This window comes from Paraburkholderia sp. J11-2 (assembly GCF_905220185.1).
In the GTDB taxonomy this organism is placed as follows: domain Bacteria; phylum Pseudomonadota; class Gammaproteobacteria; order Burkholderiales; family Burkholderiaceae; genus Paraburkholderia.
This window is the reverse complement of record NZ_CAJMYY010000028.1, coordinates 40,839-57,883: the sequence shown is the minus strand read 5'-3', so window position 1 is coordinate 57,883 and position 17,045 is coordinate 40,839. Positions and strand designations below refer to the sequence as shown.

General features: G+C 64.3%; 20 protein-coding genes. 11 read left to right on the top strand and 9 right to left on the bottom strand.

What is annotated here, in order from left to right:
* The first annotated feature begins 1 nt into the window (after position 1).
* The 6 genes from U5A57_RS31890 (at position 2) to U5A57_RS31865 (ending at position 5,080) form a co-directional block, all read left to right on the top strand.
* Positions 2–1,336: a nitrate/sulfonate/bicarbonate ABC transporter ATP-binding protein gene (locus U5A57_RS31890; protein ID WP_321915666.1), complete on the top strand. Its 1,335-nt coding sequence runs from the start codon at positions 2–4 to the stop codon at positions 1,334–1,336.
* A 125-nt stretch (positions 1,337–1,461) separates the two neighbouring features.
* Positions 1,462–2,499, top strand: a complete 1,038-nt coding sequence (locus tag U5A57_RS31885) for a zinc-dependent alcohol dehydrogenase family protein (RefSeq protein ID WP_321915665.1) — start codon at positions 1,462–1,464, stop codon at positions 2,497–2,499.
* Between the two features lie 6 nt (positions 2,500–2,505).
* Complete coding sequence (locus U5A57_RS31880) at positions 2,506–3,441, top strand: LOG family protein (protein ID WP_321915664.1); 936 nt, start codon at positions 2,506–2,508, stop codon at positions 3,439–3,441.
* 39 nt (positions 3,442–3,480) lie between these two features.
* Entirely contained in the window at positions 3,481–3,954 is a 474-nt protein-coding gene (locus U5A57_RS31875) for a hypothetical protein (protein ID WP_321915663.1), read from the top strand.
* A 38-nt stretch (positions 3,955–3,992) separates the two neighbouring features.
* Entirely contained in the window at positions 3,993–4,349 is a 357-nt protein-coding gene (locus tag U5A57_RS31870; protein ID WP_321915662.1) for a DUF1488 domain-containing protein, read from the top strand.
* Positions 4,350–4,390: 41 nt separating this feature from the next.
* Positions 4,391–5,080 (top strand): CBS domain-containing protein, encoded by a 690-nt coding sequence (locus U5A57_RS31865; protein ID WP_321915661.1) that lies wholly within the window; start codon positions 4,391–4,393, stop codon positions 5,078–5,080.
* Positions 5,081–5,298: 218 nt separating this feature from the next.
* On the opposite strand, the gene U5A57_RS31860 is transcribed toward U5A57_RS31865, so the two are convergent.
* Together U5A57_RS31860 and U5A57_RS31855 are read right to left on the bottom strand one after the other, a co-directional pair.
* The gene (locus U5A57_RS31860) at positions 5,299–5,796 is read right to left on the bottom strand and encodes a universal stress protein (RefSeq protein WP_321915660.1); all 498 of its coding nucleotides are present in this window, start codon (positions 5,794–5,796) and stop codon (positions 5,299–5,301) included.
* A 55-nt stretch (positions 5,797–5,851) separates the two neighbouring features.
* Positions 5,852–6,691 (bottom strand): universal stress protein, encoded by an 840-nt coding sequence (locus U5A57_RS31855; RefSeq protein WP_321915659.1) that lies wholly within the window; start codon positions 6,689–6,691, stop codon positions 5,852–5,854.
* A 251-nt stretch (positions 6,692–6,942) separates the two neighbouring features.
* On the opposite strand from U5A57_RS31855, the gene U5A57_RS31850 reads away from it, so the two are divergent.
* From U5A57_RS31850 to U5A57_RS31830, 5 genes are all read left to right on the top strand, one after another.
* On the top strand, positions 6,943–7,377 hold the full coding sequence (locus tag U5A57_RS31850; protein ID WP_321915658.1) for an Hsp20/alpha crystallin family protein: 435 nt from the start codon (positions 6,943–6,945) through the stop codon (positions 7,375–7,377).
* A 168-nt stretch (positions 7,378–7,545) separates the two neighbouring features.
* The gene (locus tag U5A57_RS31845; protein WP_321915657.1) at positions 7,546–8,379 is read left to right on the top strand and encodes a universal stress protein; all 834 of its coding nucleotides are present in this window, start codon (positions 7,546–7,548) and stop codon (positions 8,377–8,379) included.
* A gap of 68 nt (positions 8,380–8,447) precedes the next feature.
* Complete coding sequence (locus U5A57_RS31840) at positions 8,448–9,410, top strand: universal stress protein (RefSeq protein WP_321915656.1); 963 nt, start codon at positions 8,448–8,450, stop codon at positions 9,408–9,410.
* Positions 9,411–9,520: 110 nt separating this feature from the next.
* On the top strand, positions 9,521–9,760 hold the full coding sequence (locus U5A57_RS31835) for a UDP-glucose 4-epimerase (RefSeq protein WP_321915655.1): 240 nt from the start codon (positions 9,521–9,523) through the stop codon (positions 9,758–9,760).
* Positions 9,761–9,841: 81 nt separating this feature from the next.
* Complete coding sequence (locus U5A57_RS31830) at positions 9,842–10,180, top strand: hypothetical protein (RefSeq protein WP_321915654.1); 339 nt, start codon at positions 9,842–9,844, stop codon at positions 10,178–10,180.
* Positions 10,181–10,209: 29 nt separating this feature from the next.
* Here U5A57_RS31830 and U5A57_RS31825 read toward each other — a convergent pair whose 3' ends face one another.
* From U5A57_RS31825 to U5A57_RS31795, 7 genes are all read right to left on the bottom strand, one after another.
* Positions 10,210–10,578 (bottom strand): DUF3564 family protein, encoded by a 369-nt coding sequence (locus tag U5A57_RS31825; protein WP_321915653.1) that lies wholly within the window; start codon positions 10,576–10,578, stop codon positions 10,210–10,212.
* Positions 10,579–10,607: 29 nt separating this feature from the next.
* Complete coding sequence (locus U5A57_RS31820) at positions 10,608–11,003, bottom strand: cytochrome C (protein ID WP_321915652.1); 396 nt, start codon at positions 11,001–11,003, stop codon at positions 10,608–10,610.
* Between the two features lie 246 nt (positions 11,004–11,249).
* Entirely contained in the window at positions 11,250–12,038 is a 789-nt protein-coding gene (locus U5A57_RS31815) for a helix-turn-helix domain-containing protein (protein WP_321915651.1), read from the bottom strand.
* A 13-nt stretch (positions 12,039–12,051) separates the two neighbouring features.
* A complete protein-coding gene (locus tag U5A57_RS31810; protein ID WP_321915650.1) occupies positions 12,052–12,459 on the bottom strand; it encodes a response regulator transcription factor in 408 nt (135 codons plus the stop codon).
* 137 nt (positions 12,460–12,596) lie between these two features.
* A complete protein-coding gene (locus U5A57_RS31805; protein ID WP_321915649.1) occupies positions 12,597–13,250 on the bottom strand; it encodes a response regulator transcription factor in 654 nt (217 codons plus the stop codon).
* Positions 13,247–15,340 carry a PAS domain S-box protein gene (locus U5A57_RS31800; protein ID WP_321915648.1) on the bottom strand — a complete coding sequence of 698 codons (2,094 nt, stop codon included), beginning with the start codon at positions 15,338–15,340 and terminating at the stop codon, positions 13,247–13,249. The genes U5A57_RS31805 and U5A57_RS31800 overlap by 4 nt, the downstream gene beginning before the upstream one ends.
* Before the next feature lie 216 nt (positions 15,341–15,556).
* Entirely contained in the window at positions 15,557–16,996 is a 1,440-nt protein-coding gene (locus U5A57_RS31795; RefSeq protein WP_321915728.1) for an MBL fold metallo-hydrolase, read from the bottom strand.
* Positions 16,997–17,045 lie beyond the last annotated feature (49 nt).

The window sequence follows — 17,045 nt, the reverse complement described above, 5'->3', positions numbered from 1 at the left end:
AATGCCAGTTCTCGCACATCCCGCAATGGCGCTCGACGGCGCGAAGCCGCATGGCCCTGCTGCGCCAATACTAAAACTCGACCGCGTAGGCATGGCGTTCGCGCGTCCCTCCGGCGAACCCCTGCCGGTGCTCGTGGATATCGACATAACGCTGGGCAAGGGCGAAATCCTCGGGCTGCTCGGGCGCTCGGGCTCAGGCAAGTCAACACTCTTGCGGGTGGCCGCAGGCCTCGCGCGCCCCACGTCGGGCGGCGTGCTGTATCAGGGCGCGCCGCTTGAGGGCCCTGCAGAGGGTATCGCCGTGGTGTTTCAAACCTTCGCGCTCTACCCGTGGCTCACGGTGCTCGCCAACGTCGAGTTGGGGCTCGACGCGTCTGGACTCGCGCCCGGCGTGGTGCGCGAGCGCGCGATGGCCGCTATCGAAATGATCGGGCTCGACGGCTTCGAATCCGCGTTTCCGCGCGAACTCTCGGGAGGCATGCGCCAGCGTGTGGGTTTTGCGCGGGCGCTGGTGAGCGAACCAAAACTGTTGCTCATGGACGAACCGTTTTCGGCGCTCGACGTTCTCACCGCCGAAACGCTGCGCAGCGACTTTCTCGACCTTTGGACCCAGCGGCAAACACCGATCGAGGCGGTGCTCATGGTTACGCACAACATCGAGGAAGCGGTGCTGATGTGCGACCGTATCCATGTGCTTGGTGGCCATCCGGGCCATGTCGTGGCAACGCTGAATGTGCCGCTGTCGCGCCCGCGCAACCGGCTCGACCCGGCGTTTCGCGCCATCGTCGACACGCTTTACGGAATCCTGACCGCTCGTCTTGCCGAAGCGGCCAACGGCGCAGGCGCCGTGCGCGGCGCGTTTGGCCTGCGACTGCCGGCGGTGTCGAGCCACCGTCTTGTCGGCTTCCTCGACACGCTCGCGGCGGCCACGCACGATGGCCACGCTGAACTGGCTTCGATGGCCGCGGCGCTGATGCTCAAACCCGATGAGCTCTTTCCCGTGGCTGCGGCGTTGCACCTGCTGGCCTTCGCGGAGTTGCAGGAGCGCGCGATCAAGCTCACGGCGGCCGGACGCATGTTCGCCCACGCCGACGACAGCGAGCGCAAACAGCTTTTTCGCGAACATGTGGTGCAGTTCGTGCCGCTCTTGGCCCACATCCGCGAGGTCCTTGACGAACGGGAAGGGCACCGCGCGCCGCGTGCGCGCTTCGAGCTCGAACTGGAGGACCACCTCCATCGCACCGATGCCGAAACGACGTTGCGCACCGCGATCGACTGGGGCCGGTACGCGGGTCTGTTCAGCTACGACGACCACACGCGTACGTTTGGCGATTGAATCTGGCGGGCGGGCAAACGCTTGATCGATATCAAATGCGTAGCCTCGCCGCCCTTCATCATGAGACAGGCGTTTATACCGTCGCGGCCACAGTGGCCGTCGTTCCAAAAATTCCTGGAGGAACCATGAAAGCACTGGTCTACAACGGACCGGGCAAGTTCGCGGTCGAATCGCGGCCCATGCCCGCCTTGCAGGGACCCGGCGATGCCATCGTCAAGATGTCGAAAACGACGATCTGCGGCACCGACCTGCATATTCTCAAGGGCGACGTGCCGAGCTGCGAGCCGGGCCGCATTCTCGGCCACGAAGGCGTGGGCGTCGTCCATGAAATCGGCAGCGGCGTGTCGACGCTGAAAGTCGGCGATCACGTGCTCGTCTCGTGCATTTCGAGCTGCGGGCAGTGTGAATACTGCCGGCGCGGGATGTACTCGCACTGCAAGACGGGCGGCTGGATTCTCGGCAACCGCATCGACGGCACGCAGGCCGAATACGTGCGCACCCCGCATGCGCAAACGAGCCTTTACCGCATTCCCGACGGCCTCGACGAGGCGGCGCTCGTGATGCTCTCGGACATCCTGCCGACGGGTTTCGAGTGCGGCGTGCTCAATGGCCGGGTCGAACCGGGCAGCACGGTCGCCATCGTCGGTTCGGGACCGATCGGGCTGGCCGCGCTCCTGACCGCGCAGTTCTATTCGCCCGCGCAGATCATCATGATCGACATGGATGCCAACCGTCTGGAATGTGCGAAGCGATTCGGCGCGACGGCGTGCATCGATCCGCGCGCGGGCGACGCCGTGGAGGCGGTGATGAAGCTCACCGAAGGCGTGGGCGTGGATTGCGCCATCGAGGCCGTTGGCGTGCCTGCGACGTTCGAACTCTGCGAGCAACTCGTCGCACCGGGAGGCACGATTGCGAACGTCGGCGTGCATGGCGTGCCGGCGTCGATCTTCCTCGACAAGCTGTGGGACCGCAACGTGGCGATCACGACACGCCTCGTCGATACGGTTAGCACGCCCATGTTGCTCAAGACCGTGTGCGCCGGACGAATCGACCCGAGCCGCCTGATCACGCATCGCTTTGCGTTCGAGGACGTGCTCAAGGCCTATGAGACGTTCTCGCACGCGGCGAGCACGCAGGCGCTGAAAGTCATCATTGAGATGTGACGTTCCATGAGCACCCGTGGGGTTCCCACAGCAGTGCGCGCCGGCCGTGTCGAGGGTCGCGCGGCGCGCCCATCGCGGCGCAAGCGCCTGCCGGCACATAAGCAAGCACTAGGGTTGGCACCGCGCGTGCGCCAGCTGATCGAAAGCCAGAGCTACGTTCAGGCCGACGAGGACGCTGCGTTTCTGCGGCGCCCGGAAATGTGCGGTGTGCGCCTTCAACTCGACTACTGGAAAACCGAAGCGCGACTGCAGCAACTCGGCATCGCGCATACCGTGGTCGTCTACGGAAGCACACGCGTCGCGAGTCCGGCGGCCGCGCGCAAGCGCCTCGCCGCGGCGCGCCGTCTCGCCCTGGCCGACACCGGAGCCGAACCGCAACGCGAACTGCGTGTGGCGCAATCGCTCCTTCGACGCAGCGTCTACTACGACGTCGCGCGCAGGTTCGGTGCGCTAGTCGGTCATGCGCCGGGCACCGACAAGCTCCCCAGGCTCACCGTGGTGACGGGCGGCGGCCCCGGCATCATGGAAGCGGCCAACAGGGGCGCGTTCGATGCGGGCGTGCCCACAGTGGGGATGAATATCGCCTTGCCGCACGAACAGTTTCCCAACGCGTATCTGACGCCGGAACTGTGCTTCCGCTTCCATTACTTCGCCATCCGCAAGCTTCATTTTCTGGAGCGCGCGAAGGCGGCCGTGTTCTTTCCCGGCGGATACGGAACCTGTGACGAACTCTTCGAAGTCCTGACGCTTTCGCAAACGGGCAAGATCGCGCCTATTCCCGTTGTCCTCGTGGGAGAGACGTGGTGGCGCAGCGTCATCGATTTCGATGCAATGGCCGAGGCCGGAATGATCGACCCGGACGATCTCGCGCTCTTTCGCTTCTGCGAATCGGCCGAGGAAGTCTGGGGCGCAATTCGCAACTGGTATGGAGACGAGGACTGAGGCGCCATGCCTGACTGTCCGACGCAAGGAGAGAGAGAGATGAACTGGCTCACGGATTACTTCGCCCAACGCACACCTGAACTGTGCCTTTCGCTCGCGGCGTGGCCGCCCCTGCGCCTCGGGCCCGAAGGGCCGATACCGCAATCGCCGCGCTGCCTGCCGTATCCGGGCGCGACGCTGGTTTTTCGGCCTGCGGAACGGATTTCCCACGGCGGCCGGACCATCGAGTTGCCGGCGTGCTACGAGATGCGCAGTCCCACATCTTCGCAAGCGACAGAATGGGCGCGTAATGCGGATGGCGCTGCGTTCTTCGAGTCGGTGAAGATTATTGCGCCCTCATGCTACAACCCCGACTTCCTTGTCACGATCAACGACTCGCTTTCGTTCGTGCCGGTGTTTTCGGCCGACGGCGCGCCGGGCTTTTTCGGCTCCTGCATGGCATGCGCGCCCGCCACGACAGAGATATTGCACATGGAGCTGCCATGGTGCTTCCAGGGCTACATCACGATCTAGCTCGCCCGCGAGCGACCCATGCGATGGAGTGCACCAGCATGAACATCATCTTTTCCGATCGCTTGCCGCACTATGACGCCAACCGGCTCACGTTGACCTTTCCCGCCACGGCCGGCGAGCTGCAAGTCGAATGCGCGATCACGGCCGAGGCGCTCGAAGATCATTTCGGCGCCGCGTCGCTGCGCGAAGCGGATTTGCGCGAGGCATTCCTGGCCCATCGGGACGCGATCGAACGAGCGGCGGCTCGCATGATCGACGCGACGCAGTCGGAGGCGATCACGCTTCACAGCGGCTACTTCCGCATGTACGAGGAATCGGACGATGCCGTGAAAGCCCGTTCGAAGTCAGGCCGCGCGCTTGATTCAAGTCAAAGTGCACAGCCCGGCAAGCTTTAAATTGAGTCACATCGGGGCGTTGGCCCTTAACGGAGGACCTCATGCAAGCATCAGACATCATGACGACGGACGTCGTCACCGTTCGCCCCAATGCGTCGATTTTCGAGGCGGCGACGCTCCTCACCGAACACCACATCAGCGGCATTCCGGTCGTTGACGATGGCGGGGCGGTCGTCGGCATTCTCAGCGAAAGCGATCTGCTGCATCGCGTGGAAACGGGCACCGGCAAGCCGCAGCGAAGCTGGTTTGGGGAATTCCTCCATTCGACGCGCAAGCTGGCAGGCGAGTACCTGAAGGAAAACGCGGCGAAAGTGGAAGACGTCATGACGGACAATGTCGTTTCGGTTTCGCCTGCCACGCCGCTCAGCGAGATCGCCGATGTGCTCGAACGCCTTCATATCAAGCGAGTGCCCGTGCTGGATCAGGGCAAGCTCGTGGGTATCGTCAGTCGTGCGAACCTGATACGCGCGCTGGCGAGTGCCGCGCGGCCGGATCAGGCGGGGCTCGCTTCGGACGAGACCATCCATCGCAATGTGTTGCACGCGCTCGATGGGCATCGCTGGGCTATGGCGGCGGAAAACGTCGTCGTCAAGGAAGGGATCGTCCACTTCTGGGGCACCGTGAATTCGGAGGAAGAGCGCAAGGCGATACTCGTTTCCGCGGAGCGTGTGGCGGGCGTCAAGGGTGTCGAGGATCACCTCGGCTACCCGGTGGTGTTCACGCCGATGTGAGGAATGTGGCGGTTTAAGGCGTGGGGAAGGCTGGGCCAGCAACGTGACTGGCCCAGTTTCTTTTTGTCGGCCTCGCTCTCGTCGGCCAGCGTCGCGGCGAATTCGCTTTCTTGCGCAAGGGGAAGTCAGGGGGAAATCGGGGATGGCATGGACCGCACCGCCGGAGCCATGTCGGGAAAACGTGGCTCACGCAGACGTGGCTATCCGCGCGAGATGATTTACGCCGGAATGCGCGCGTCGTTTGCCTGCTTTTCCTGCCCGGATGGCGCCGTACGCGCAGGCACGAGCAAAACGGGACAGCGCGCGCAGCGCAGCACGCGCTCCGCAACGCTGCCCAGCATGAGGCGGCGCACGCCGCGGCGCCCATGCGTGCCCATGACGATCAGATCGGCTCGCCAGTCAGCCGCGGCCCGCTCGATGCATTGCGCCACGTCTTCCGCAGGCAGTTCGACCTCGATCGAGCGCGACGTGCCTTTCACGCCTTGCTGCGCCATACGCGCATCGGCATCGGCACGAATCACGCGACCTTCCTCGATATAGGCGTCGCGCACGATCGAAGGATCGTATCCCGGCACGTCGTACGCGATGACAGGGAGGTCGACCACATAGAGCGCTTGTAGTTGCGCCCCGGTTTCGAGTGCGAGCCTGATGGCGGTGTCGAGGGCGTGAGAGGCGGTCTTGCTGCCGTCAAGGGCAACCAGAATGCGCGAGTACATGGTAAGGGCTCCGTTTGTATCCGTCTGATAACGACGCGAGGCGTGTGGCGCTTCGTCAATGGGACATGAGTACCGGCACGGTCATCGTGGCAAGGATCGAGCGCGTGGCGCCGCCGAGGACGAGTTCCTGCAGGCGCGCGTGTCCGTATGCACCCATCACGAGCAGATCGTAGCCGCCGTCGGCCGCGTAACTGAGCAGCGCGTCACCGGTGGATTCAGTTGCGGCGCGATCGAGTCGCGTGATATCGACTGCTGTTGCGCCATGGCGCGCAAGCATGGCCGCGAGGTCGGCACACGAGGCCTGGGACTCGGCGGGCGTGAAGGTCGAGGAAGCGGCCACGATGGTCACGTGGGCCGCCCGGGCGATGAAAGGCAAGGCGTCGTGAACCGCGCGAGCGGCCTCGCGGCTGCCATTCCAGCCCACGAGCACGCGTTCGCCGATCGACTCGAAGCTGCCTGTGTATGGCATCAACAGCACAGGGCCGCCCGCACCCAGAAGCACGGCTTCCGGAAAGTGTTCGGCAATATAGGATTCCGGATCGTCCTGATCGGTTTGCCCGAGGATCACGAGGTCAGCGGTCCGGCTGCGCTGCATGACCGCCGCGACCGGGTCCCCCTCTGGGGCCACCCAGCTGCCATCGACCTGCGCGCGCGACAGTTCGGCGCGAAAGAGGCGTTCGATTGCGCCGCGTTGTTCGCGGCGCAGCTTGCGGTGCGTGTCGTAATAGTCGGCCGTGCCGGCCATCACGTAAAACTCGCGAGGGTGCGGCTCGAACGCTGCGAAGAGTCCATCGAGATGCGCTCCGAACGTGCGGGCCAGCTTCAACGCAAGCGAGAGTCGCGCGCTTGCGCGTGCGCTCGTATCCATGTGCACCATGATTGTCTTGTAGCTCATCGTGATCTCCAGCGAACGGGGTGGTCGCGCCGCCTTTGGGGGCGGAGAAAGTGATTCGAGTCTAGAAACGGAGGGCTTATTGCGCTTGATTTGAATCAATCATCTCTTCGTATAGAGACGCGGCACGCCACGGATTTCGGAAAAAGGAGACATTGAGGCAGATCAATCGGAAACGGCAGTCCGTGCCTAGATTGAATACAGCGCGACTCATCGCAGGGTTGTGCGCCACGCAAGCCTAAAGGAGCAAGGCAATGAGCAATCTGACACGTTATGACCCGTTTTCCATGGAGCCTGTTTCGGACCTCTTCCAGGGGCTGTTTCGGCCGATGCGCGGCGCGCTGGCCGCCGAGGAGAGCGAACTCTCGACGATCAAGCTCGACGTCACCGAAAACGACAAGGCCTACACCGTCAAGGCCGAGATGCCGGGCATCGACAAGAAGGACATCGACGTAAAAATTGACGGGAATGTGGTTGCGATTCACGCGAAGGTCGAGCGCAAGACCGAGCAGAAGGAAGGCGAGCGAGTCATTCGCCGCGAACGTTATAGCGGCTCCTTTGCTCGCAGGTTCTCGCTTGCCAGTGATATCGACGAGAGCGGCGCAACCGCGCAGTATCAGGACGGCGTACTCTCGCTCACGCTGCCGAAAAAGGTGGCCGCTGAACAGAAGCGGCTGGAGATCCAGTGAGCGTCTGACGTCGTCGAGACGGGGGAGAGGGCGCGTCGATCCGTGCATGACAGCACGGTGCGCGCCTTTACGGCGCAGGGGCATTCGCTTTGCGCCTTTTTTGTGTTTGTGCAGCCCGGCTTGCTCGCGGCGCAACGCGTAGCGGGAGCATGAACGAGGGGGCAAATAATGAAACGATCGACTGCCACGGCCGCCGGAATGCAGCACGTTGCGCCCTATTCACGCCTCTATGTCTTGTTTACCGGAATGGAGCGCGTAGCCTCGCTGCTCGAATGCGTAGCGGGCTGGGCCGCTCATGGCGCGCACGTGCGTCTTGCGGGTCTTGCCCCTTCGGCCTCGCTGCCGGATTCGGATCAGCGGCCCGCGCAGCAGTGCTCCAATCGGATCACGCTGGCCGCGACGCTCGAAACCGCTCGCGAACTGCTGGTGCTACGCGGAATCGAGGCGGACTGTGAATTCCTCGGTACCGGGCCTGACAGCGCGGCGCGCAATGAAGCACTGGCGCGCGCAGTGCGCCTCTGGAAAGCCGACTTGACGATCGGGGCACCGGCCAATCCGGTAGCGCTCGCGGGCGAAACGGCCTCCCCGGTGCTGATGCTGCCCACACCCACCGCGCGCCACTGCTCGGTCCCACCCGGCCGCGTTTTCGTGGCGAGCGATGCAAGCGCGGCATCGGCTTGCGCCGTGCGTGAAGCGGCAAGGCTGGCCGCGCCGGGTACGCCAGTGCGCGTGGGTTATCTCGCGTGTGACCCGGCGGCGGCACAGCATCCCGAGGACTTCGACGCAGTCATCCTCGAAGCTGGGCACGAAGGCGAGTCAACGGCGCACGCGATCATTCAGGCGGCATTGCAGTGGCACGCGGATCTGCTGGTGCTCGGCACGCGTGGCGGCCATGAAGGTGGCCGGTGGCGTTACGCAAGCGTCGCTGCCGAAGTCGCGCAGCGCACGGTGCTGCCGCTACTCCTCGTGCCGCAAGGCTCGACAACGTTGATGCTGACGTGACTGCAGACCCAGGACGCGGCCACGCATTGTGCCGCGATGGTTGTCGTCCGGCTGAACTGGATACGTTCATGGAACTCCGCTCGAAACCCTTCCAGCGCCTCATTGCCACTGCCGAGGGCGGGGGCGGTCTCGCTCCGCTTGCGGCGTTTGCCAGCCGCCTTGCAAGTCGCGATGCGCCGATCAGGCTCGTCGAACTCGTCGCCGATCCCGCCGCCCTGTTTCCCTCGCTCGAGCTGGGGCTGCCGGGCCGTGCCGGGACCCACGCGGCCATGGTCCGTCACGCAGAACTCGACTTGCGCGACGCGTCGAATGCATTGGCATTCGAGCGGCGCGAACCGGACGTCCAACTCCTTGATCTCTCGGTGCTGCATACCAAAGCGCCGGTCGCCCTTGCGCGCGCTGCCGACGCTTTCGACGCCGATCTGGTAGCACTCGCCGCGCATCACCGCGGGCAACACTGGGCCTGCAGGCTCGACCCCGAGGAAGTCGCGTACGCGACGAGGCGCACGTTGCTCTATGTGCCGTCGCAATTACTTGCGCTGGACGAACCTCCGCTTGCTCGCGCGTTGATTGCGGTCGACGGAAGCGCGAGCGCCTATGCCGCGCTTCAACTCGCAGTTGGATGCCTGCCGACCGAGGTGGAATTGCGCGTGATCTACGTCGTGGAACGCACACTCCGTGTGGCAGGGCGAGGACTCGACCATCTGTTCGAGGACGACCGCGCCAGTACGCTTGCCCGTGCCGAAGCGCTCGTTGCGTCCTGCGGCACCCGGGTATCGCTTGCGGCGCTGGCGACGTACGACGAATTCGACGACGTCGCCAGCACGATTCTGCGCGAGGTGCGTGGCTGGCGCGCGGATCTTCTCGTTATCGGCTTGCAAGGGCGGCGCGTGCGCGCGCAGGCGTTGCCCGGCAGCGTGGCGTCACATGCCCTGCGCGACGCTGGCTGCCCGGTTTTCGTTGCGGCGCCGGCGAGTCGCGCAACGAAACAGGCGCTGGCGACGCACGCCCTCGGTATCGCAGCGCGGTGAGCGGCGCGAGTCAGGTTGACGTGCATCAACTGCCGCAGGCTGCCCGGTCTTATTCTGAAATCAATCGCAGGTCCAGTCGCTTACCCTCACGTCTCAAGGAGAACGCAATCATGTCACTTACCGGCCATGTCGATTCGGACGCCTGGAGCGTCCAGGCCATCACGTCGCCGGATCCGCACGGCGGTTTTCACTGCGAAGTGAGCGTTATGCATGGTCCGCAAATGCAGCGCTTCTCCCACGCATTCACGCATCATCGTGTGTTCGAAACCGAACGAGAGGCGGTGCTCGAAGGGCTGCGCGAAGGCATGGTGTGGATCGACCTGAAAATCCGCCACGCGTTCGAACTGTAGTCAGACCTGGCTGGTGGCGTGAACGAGCCATCGGGCAGCGACAATGCTGTTTTTTGAAGGGGCGCGGTGATGGGACTCGGGATGCAAATCGTTTATCTGGGTTTCGCCGGTTCATCTGCCCTCGAGGCGGAGGCGGGCATTCAGTTGCTGCGCCTCGAGCGGTTCAGCGGCGTGCTGGCAGGTTGTCATCTCGCGATCGAGCGGATGCACCCCTTGCAGCGCGGAATCTGCCAGCCGGCCTATGACGTTCGTCTCGACCTCGTTTCAACTGCGAGGGAACTCGCGCCGCTCGACCATTGCGAGGGTGACGACCCAGTGGCCGCCATGCGCGCGGCATTCGACGCGGCCGAGCGCCAACTCAATTCAGCCGCGCCCGCACGTGTCGTTTACCCAGGCGGTGCATCGCGCCGCGATCACTGATCAACGCGACGCCTGCGAGGGAAGCACCATCAGGCTTCGTCGGCGAAAAGGCCATCTTCGGGATCGGGCACGCTCTCGTCAATACATTGCACGCGCCAGCGTGCTTCGAGCGGCCCGGCGCTCGTGCCCGCATGCAAGTGTGCGGCGCCACCTTCGCCTTCGAATGGACCGTCGCTCGCTCCAAGGTCCAGCGCTTCGAGCAGGCAAACCTCGCGCTGGTCTTCGCACGCCAGCAGGCTCGTGCCGCGCGGGGATGAGCAGCATTGCCCCCATTCGGGCAGCGTCACGCCCGCATGACCTTCGCGGGACCATTTCCTCTCCTCCGTGTCGATCCAGATGATCGCGTAAGCAGAAGGGTCGAACTGCTCGAAACTGTCGAGATGGACTGTGACGCGCATGGAGGCACTCCTTTAGAACCGTTGTGCAGTTACTGGCTCAGTACCCACTGAACGAGCGTATGCGCGTCCTCGCCCGATAGCGGGCCGCCGCGGTCTGCGGGCAGGGGCATGGCCATATCGCCCCAATGTGCTTTACCGCCATGCCTGAGCTTGTCTTCAAGCATGACGTTGGCATTCGGCTTGTCGCGGTAACGTTCGGCAATCTGGTGAAACGACGGCGCGAGAAATGGCGCATCTGACGTGTGGCAGAACATGCAGTGCTGCTGATCGACGAGTTCGGTGGGTTCGACGACCTGTGCGTGCGCAGCAACGGTATACAACGCGGCAGCGCACACCGCTGCGGCGTAAAACAGGGTCACGCTCGCGCGGCGGTAGAAAGACGGATTCACCGGGACGCAAGCAACAGGCATGGGAATGCGTGGCATTGAATCTCTCCTCGAGTGTGGCCGGAAGACCGCCGGCCAGATTCATGGTGTCATCGGCGCCCTTTATCCCGTTGATATGTGTCAATCGCCAGCGGATTCCGCTTACAGGTGTTTGCGTCAGGATGTCATGAAAAAAAGCGGCGCCGGGTACCAGGCGCCGCAAAAACATACGCATCAGCGATGAGGCTTACTGCGCCAACACCAGTGAGCGGTCCCAACGCCGCGATTCGTGCACCACACCTTGCGTCACACGCGCGCGAGTCCCTCGACGTCGACGATGCGAATCTGCTTGCCGTTCGGTTCGACGAGGCCTTCGCGCTGAAAGCGCGAGAACATCCGGCTCACCGTTTCGAGCTTCATGCCGAGGAAACAGCCGATTTCCTCCCTGCTCATCTTCAGGTTGAATTGCGCGCCGGAGTAGCCGCGCGCCTGGAAGCGCGCCGCGAGATCGAGCAGAAACGTGGCGAGGCGCTGTTCGGCGGTCATCGTGCCGAGCAGCATCATCAGGCTGGATTCGCGCACGATCTCGCCGCTCATGAGCTGGTAGAGATGGCGCTGCATGCGCCGGCTCTCGCGGCAGAACGCTTCGAGCTGACCGAACGGCATGATGCAAACCGTGCTGTCTTCGAGTGCGATGGCGTCGCAGCTGTGTGTGCCGGAGCAAACGCCGTCGAGCCCGAGCGGCTCGCCCGGAATCTGGAAGCCCGTGACCTGCTCGCGCCCGTCCCGATGCATGACGACCGTCTTGAACGATCCGGTGCGTACGGCATAGAGGCTCTGAAAGGCGTCGCGCGCACGAAACAGCGTTTCGCCGCGGCGCACATTGCGCGTGGTGAGAACCACAGCGTCGAGTTGCTGGAGTTCGGTCGACGTGAGGTCCGGCGGCATGCAGACCGCGCGCAGCGAACAGGTCGAGCAGCGCGTAGCCGGCTGGCGCGGCGCGGCCTCGCGAACGGCTGGCTGCAGCGGCACCGCGTGCCAGCTCGCGGACGGCGGCGTAGATAGTGAGGTTTCGCAGTCGGGCTCGGCGTACATGATCGTCTCCAGTTCAGCGCGCGGGTGTGACGCGCTGTTTCACTAACGCTTCAATGGCTTCGCAGGCGGCTTCGAACTCGGACGTCTTGTCGAAGAAAAAATGGGCTCCCGCTCGTTGGCAGGCTGCGCGAAACGGTGCGCCGGAGTGATTCGTCAACACGACCGTCACGACCGAGGGTTGCTCGAGAGCAAGCAGGGAGAGCAATTCGATGCCGCTGCCGCTCGCGAGCCTCACATCGACCACCGCGACGTCGGCACCGCTTTGCGCGATGCCGGTCAGGGCGCTAGCCGAATCCTCGGCTTCGCCAATCACGCTCACATCCGGAATAGCCGACAACGCCTCGGCGATTTTCCTGCGCACCGCAGTCGCATCCTCGACGAGGAAGACCTGCAGGCGCTGACGGACAGGACTGGCTTTCATGTAGCCAGTATTGGCAACGCCGCCTCAAAAAAATATCGGCGGCGATGGAAATTGACGTACGCGGAACGGAAGACGTGTAGGGCGATTCCTACAGTCATGCGGCAATCGGCCGCGACACCCCAGCGTCAGGCCGAGCGTCAGGCTTCGTCGGGATCGTCGACGAGCTTGTGCCGCATCGCGTAGCGCACGAGCGCGGCTTCGTGCGGCATCTGCATCTTTTCGAGGATGCGCACCTTGTAGGTGCTGACGGTCTTCGCGCTCACGCAAAGCTCTTGCGCTATTTGGGTAATCGTCTGGCCGGCCGCGATACGCCGGAATACCTCGAACTCGCGGTCGGAAAGCCGCTGGTGGGGAAGCGTGTCGGCGGGCTCGTTCAGGCTCTGCGCGAAGCGCTCGGCCAGCGTCATGCTGATGTAGACTCCACCGGAAGCAATCTTCGTCACGGCGGTGACCAGCTCCGTGCTGGCGCATTCCTTGGTGAGATAACCCGAAGCCCCCGCCTTGAAGGCGCGCACTGCGTATTGCTGCTCCGCATGCATGGTCAGCACGAGAATGCGCAATTCGGGTTTTTCGTCCTTGATCTGCTTGACGAGATCCACGCCGCTGCGTCCCGGCATCGAGAGGTCGAGCACCAGGACCTGGGCTGCGCGCTCACGCACGAGCGCGAGTGTGGTCGCGCTGTCGCAACTTTCCCCTATGACTTCGAACTGGGTGTCGCGCGCGCTTTCCAGTATGCGGCGCAGACCGTCGCGCATAAGCGCATGGTCGTCGGCGATGATCACCTTGATCATGAAGCGGCCTCTTCGGGCAGGAGAGCATGGAGTGCGAACGTGATCGTCATGGCAAAACCCTTGTCGGGCGCTGTGTCGATTAGAACGGTGCCGTCGAGCATGCGGGCGCGCTCGCGAATGCCAAGCAGGCCGAACGACTTGTCCCGCAAGGCGTTGCGCTGCGGGCCGGTGGGATCGGCTGGGTCGCCGGTCGCACCAAGCCCGTCGTCTGCGATGCGCAGGACGCAGATTGGGCCGTCCACCTTGAGTGTAATCTCGACCAGGCTCGCTTCGGCATGGCGGGCGACATTGGTCAGGGCTTCCTGAACGATACGAAAGAGTGCAGAGGAAGCGGCGTTTGAAAACATCGTGGCGTCGGCGTCCAGATCATGCTCGACGGCAATACCGTAACGGCTCGTGAAGTCGTTTGCCAGCCACTCGATGGCCGGCACGAGGCCGAGGTCGTCGAGCATGACCGGCCGCAGGTCGGCCGCGATACGCCGCAGGGCCGCCACCGTCGCATCGATCAGGTTGCGCATGCCGGCGATGCGCGCGGGGACGTCGGTGGCGTTGTCCTCCCCGAGCCTGCGCTCGAGCGTGGAGAGATCAATCTTGAGCGCGGTGAGCTGCTGGCCGAGATCATCGTGCAGCTCGCGCGCAATGCGTGTTTTTTCGGCCTCGCGCACGTTCTGGAGATTGGCCGATAGCTCGCGGAGCTCTTCGCGCGAACGCTTGAGCGCTTCCTCCGCGCGCACGCGTTCGGTGATGTCGCGCAACATGACCGTGAAAAGCTTGCCTGAGTCGTCACGGATCTGCGAAATCGATGCTTCGATGGGAAACTCCTCGCCGTTAGTGCGCAGCCCGTGGAGCACACGTTGCGGACGGCCCATCTGGCGCTCGGTGACGCCGGTCTCGCCAAACTGTTCGACATGCTGCGCGTGTGCAGCCCGAAACCGCTCGGGAATAAAGCGCGAAAGCGGTGAGCCGATCGCCTCCATGGCGGACAGGCCAAACACCTGTTCGGCGGCTGGATTGAAGATCACCACGCGCTGGGTTTCGTCGACAGTGACGATCGCCTCCATCGACGAGCGGATGATCCCCATCATGCGCGCTTCGTTGAGCCGCGCGTCGCCCGCGACCCGCTTGGGCACCAGGTTCGCGCGCATGAGGCGTTGCGTGAGAAACGCGAGCGCGGCGGCGCCGAGCGCACCGGCGAGCAGAATGGCCGTGGTGCACGCAGCTGCACCCGTGAGCAGAGGGCTGGCGTCGGCGCTGACGTCGAGTGCGAGCGTCGCGCCGCCAAACAGGAAGGAATCGCTGCGCTGGAACCGCATGCCGGGCATCACCTCGTCTTCTTCGCCGCGCTCACTCGTGTAGAGATCCAAAGGCGGCGATCCAATCCGGGCGCTAATCGCAAGTCCGGGATCGGCGGCGGCGAGCGGCGCAAACAGCCGCCGTGCGTCCAGCAAGGCGACCGCGAAGCCAATCACCTTCTGAGCATTGTTTTGTGCATTGGGCGCCGTCTCGTACACGGGCAGCCAGAGCGTGAGGAGCGCAGGCGCACCGGCCACCCCCGGCACCGCCGCGAGCGCGGCGGTGCCGGTTTCGGCGGCGTAGCTGCGCGCGGCACGCGTCGCTGAGGTCTCCACGAGCGCTTCTTCGGGCACGGTGGCGCTCAGCCCGGCCCATTGCGTCGTGACTCCTGCGCTGTCGGCCGCGCTTGCCGTCGGGTTTGCGTGCGGGGTGACGTAACCCAGTGCGGTAATCGCCGAACGGGAGTTGTCCAGATCGATCGCTGAAACGAAGCGTTTCCACGCCGCCGCATCGGGGTCAGGCGTTTGCGAGAGCGAAGCGCGGGCGCCGCGCACTATGGCCTCGTCGGCAATCAGCGCCTGCCTGAGCGTTGTCTGCAACGCCACTGCGCGCCGTGTGAACCGCTGTTCCGCCGCCGCTTGCCACTGCCGCGTAACGAACGTTGCGATCACGCCAGCCAGCGCAAAGGCCACGACGAACGCCAGTACCGCCGAGACGGCTGGATCGCGCAGGCGGGCGGCAATTGGCAGATGGGCGCCTTGTCCGGCGCGCATACGCGGGTCAGCGCCGGAGCCCATGACGTCTGTCCGGGGCGCGACGCTTGCGCGAAATCGATGCGTAGGCCATTCGCATAGGTAGTACCGACTCCAGTGGGAGGGACACCGGTATCCCGTGCCACGAGGGATGTATGCCCATTTTATGAGCCACCTGGAACAGTGTCCCAAAAAGTTTGGCACTTGTCCTGCCAGCACCCGCAGGGCGTGCAGTGCCCAGTGCCGTCTTCCGGAAGCCTTTCAGGGCGCCGCGCCTGCCCCCGGTGCGCACGCCAGTGCATCCGGTGGGCACGGCGGGCAGGGGTGGGTTCGCACGGATTCCTCGGCGAGTTCAACCGACTGACCGTATTCCGGCACGCAGCAATCCCAATGGAGCGTCTCGACGATGCGCCGACGCAAGGCGTCGGCCGCCGCGGGATCGCCGTGCGTGACGAACGTGCGAATGGGCGGGCACGTCATGCTGGCCAGCCAGCGCAGGGTCTCCCGGTAATCGCTATGTGCGGAGAGAGAGGTGATCGAGGAAATCTCGGCGCGCACGCGCACGTAGTCGCCGTGCAGCTTGATGGCGGGCGCGTGGGCCTCGAGCGCCGCGCCGCGCGTGCCGGGGGCCTGGTAGCCGACGAGCGCGATCGTGTTGCGCGGGTCGGAAGCGTACAGATTCAGATGATGCAATACCCGACCTCCCGTCGCCATGCCGCTGCCGGCAATGATGACCATCGGGCCGTGGCGACCGGCAATGGCCTTCGATTCCTCCACGGTTCGAGCCATGAACGCCGCATGATCGATGGCGTGCAACTGCGACACCGTCAGCCGATGGTCACCCATGTGACCTCGGTAAAGCTCGGTCACGCTGATTGCCATCGGGCTGTCGAGGTAGACCGGGACATTGGCCATGCGCCCGGACTGTTTCAATCGCGCGATGTAGTAAAGAACTTCCTGCGCGCGTCCCACGGCGAAGCAGGGCATCACCACGATGCCGCCACGCGCGAAAGTGCGCGCGAACATCTCGGCAAGTTCGTCCTCGGGGTTGAGCGCGTCGTGCAACCGGTCGCCGTAGGTCGATTCGACCACCAGGTAGTCCGCATGCACAGGCGGCGATGGCGCGCGAACGATGGGATCGTCGGGGCGCCCGAGGTCGCCGGAAAACGCAAGCACCGTATGCCCGTTGCACAGCACGACGCTCGCCGCGCCTAGGATATGGCCAGCTGGCAGCAGCCGAAACGTCAATTGCTCGCCGAGCGCAACGGGCTCGTCGAACGGGCGCGGCGCGATGAGCCGCAATGCCTGTTCGGCGTCCTCCAGGGTGTAGAGCGGAAGGGCGGGATGGTGTTTGGAGAAGCCGTGGCGGTTCGCAAACGCCGCGTCTTCCTCCTGCAAACGTGCGCTGTCGCGCAGCATGATGCCGCACAGGTCCGCTGTTCCGGGCGTGCAATAGACGGGGCCGCGATAGCCGTTGCGCGCGAGGACTGGCAGGTAGCCGCAGTGGTCGATATGGGCGTGCGTGAGGATCACTGCGTCGAGCGAGTCGGCTGGAAAGGGCAGTGGATCCCAGTTGCGCAGGCGCAGGTTTTTGGTGCCCTGGAAGAGCCCGCAATCGATCAGCACCCGCTTGCCCGCCGCCTCCAGCAGGTAGCGCGACCCGGTGACCGTCTGTGCCGCGCCCAGAAACGTCAGCTTCATCATGCTCTCCTCGCTTCACGCGCCACGTGCGCGCCTGACATCGATTGGA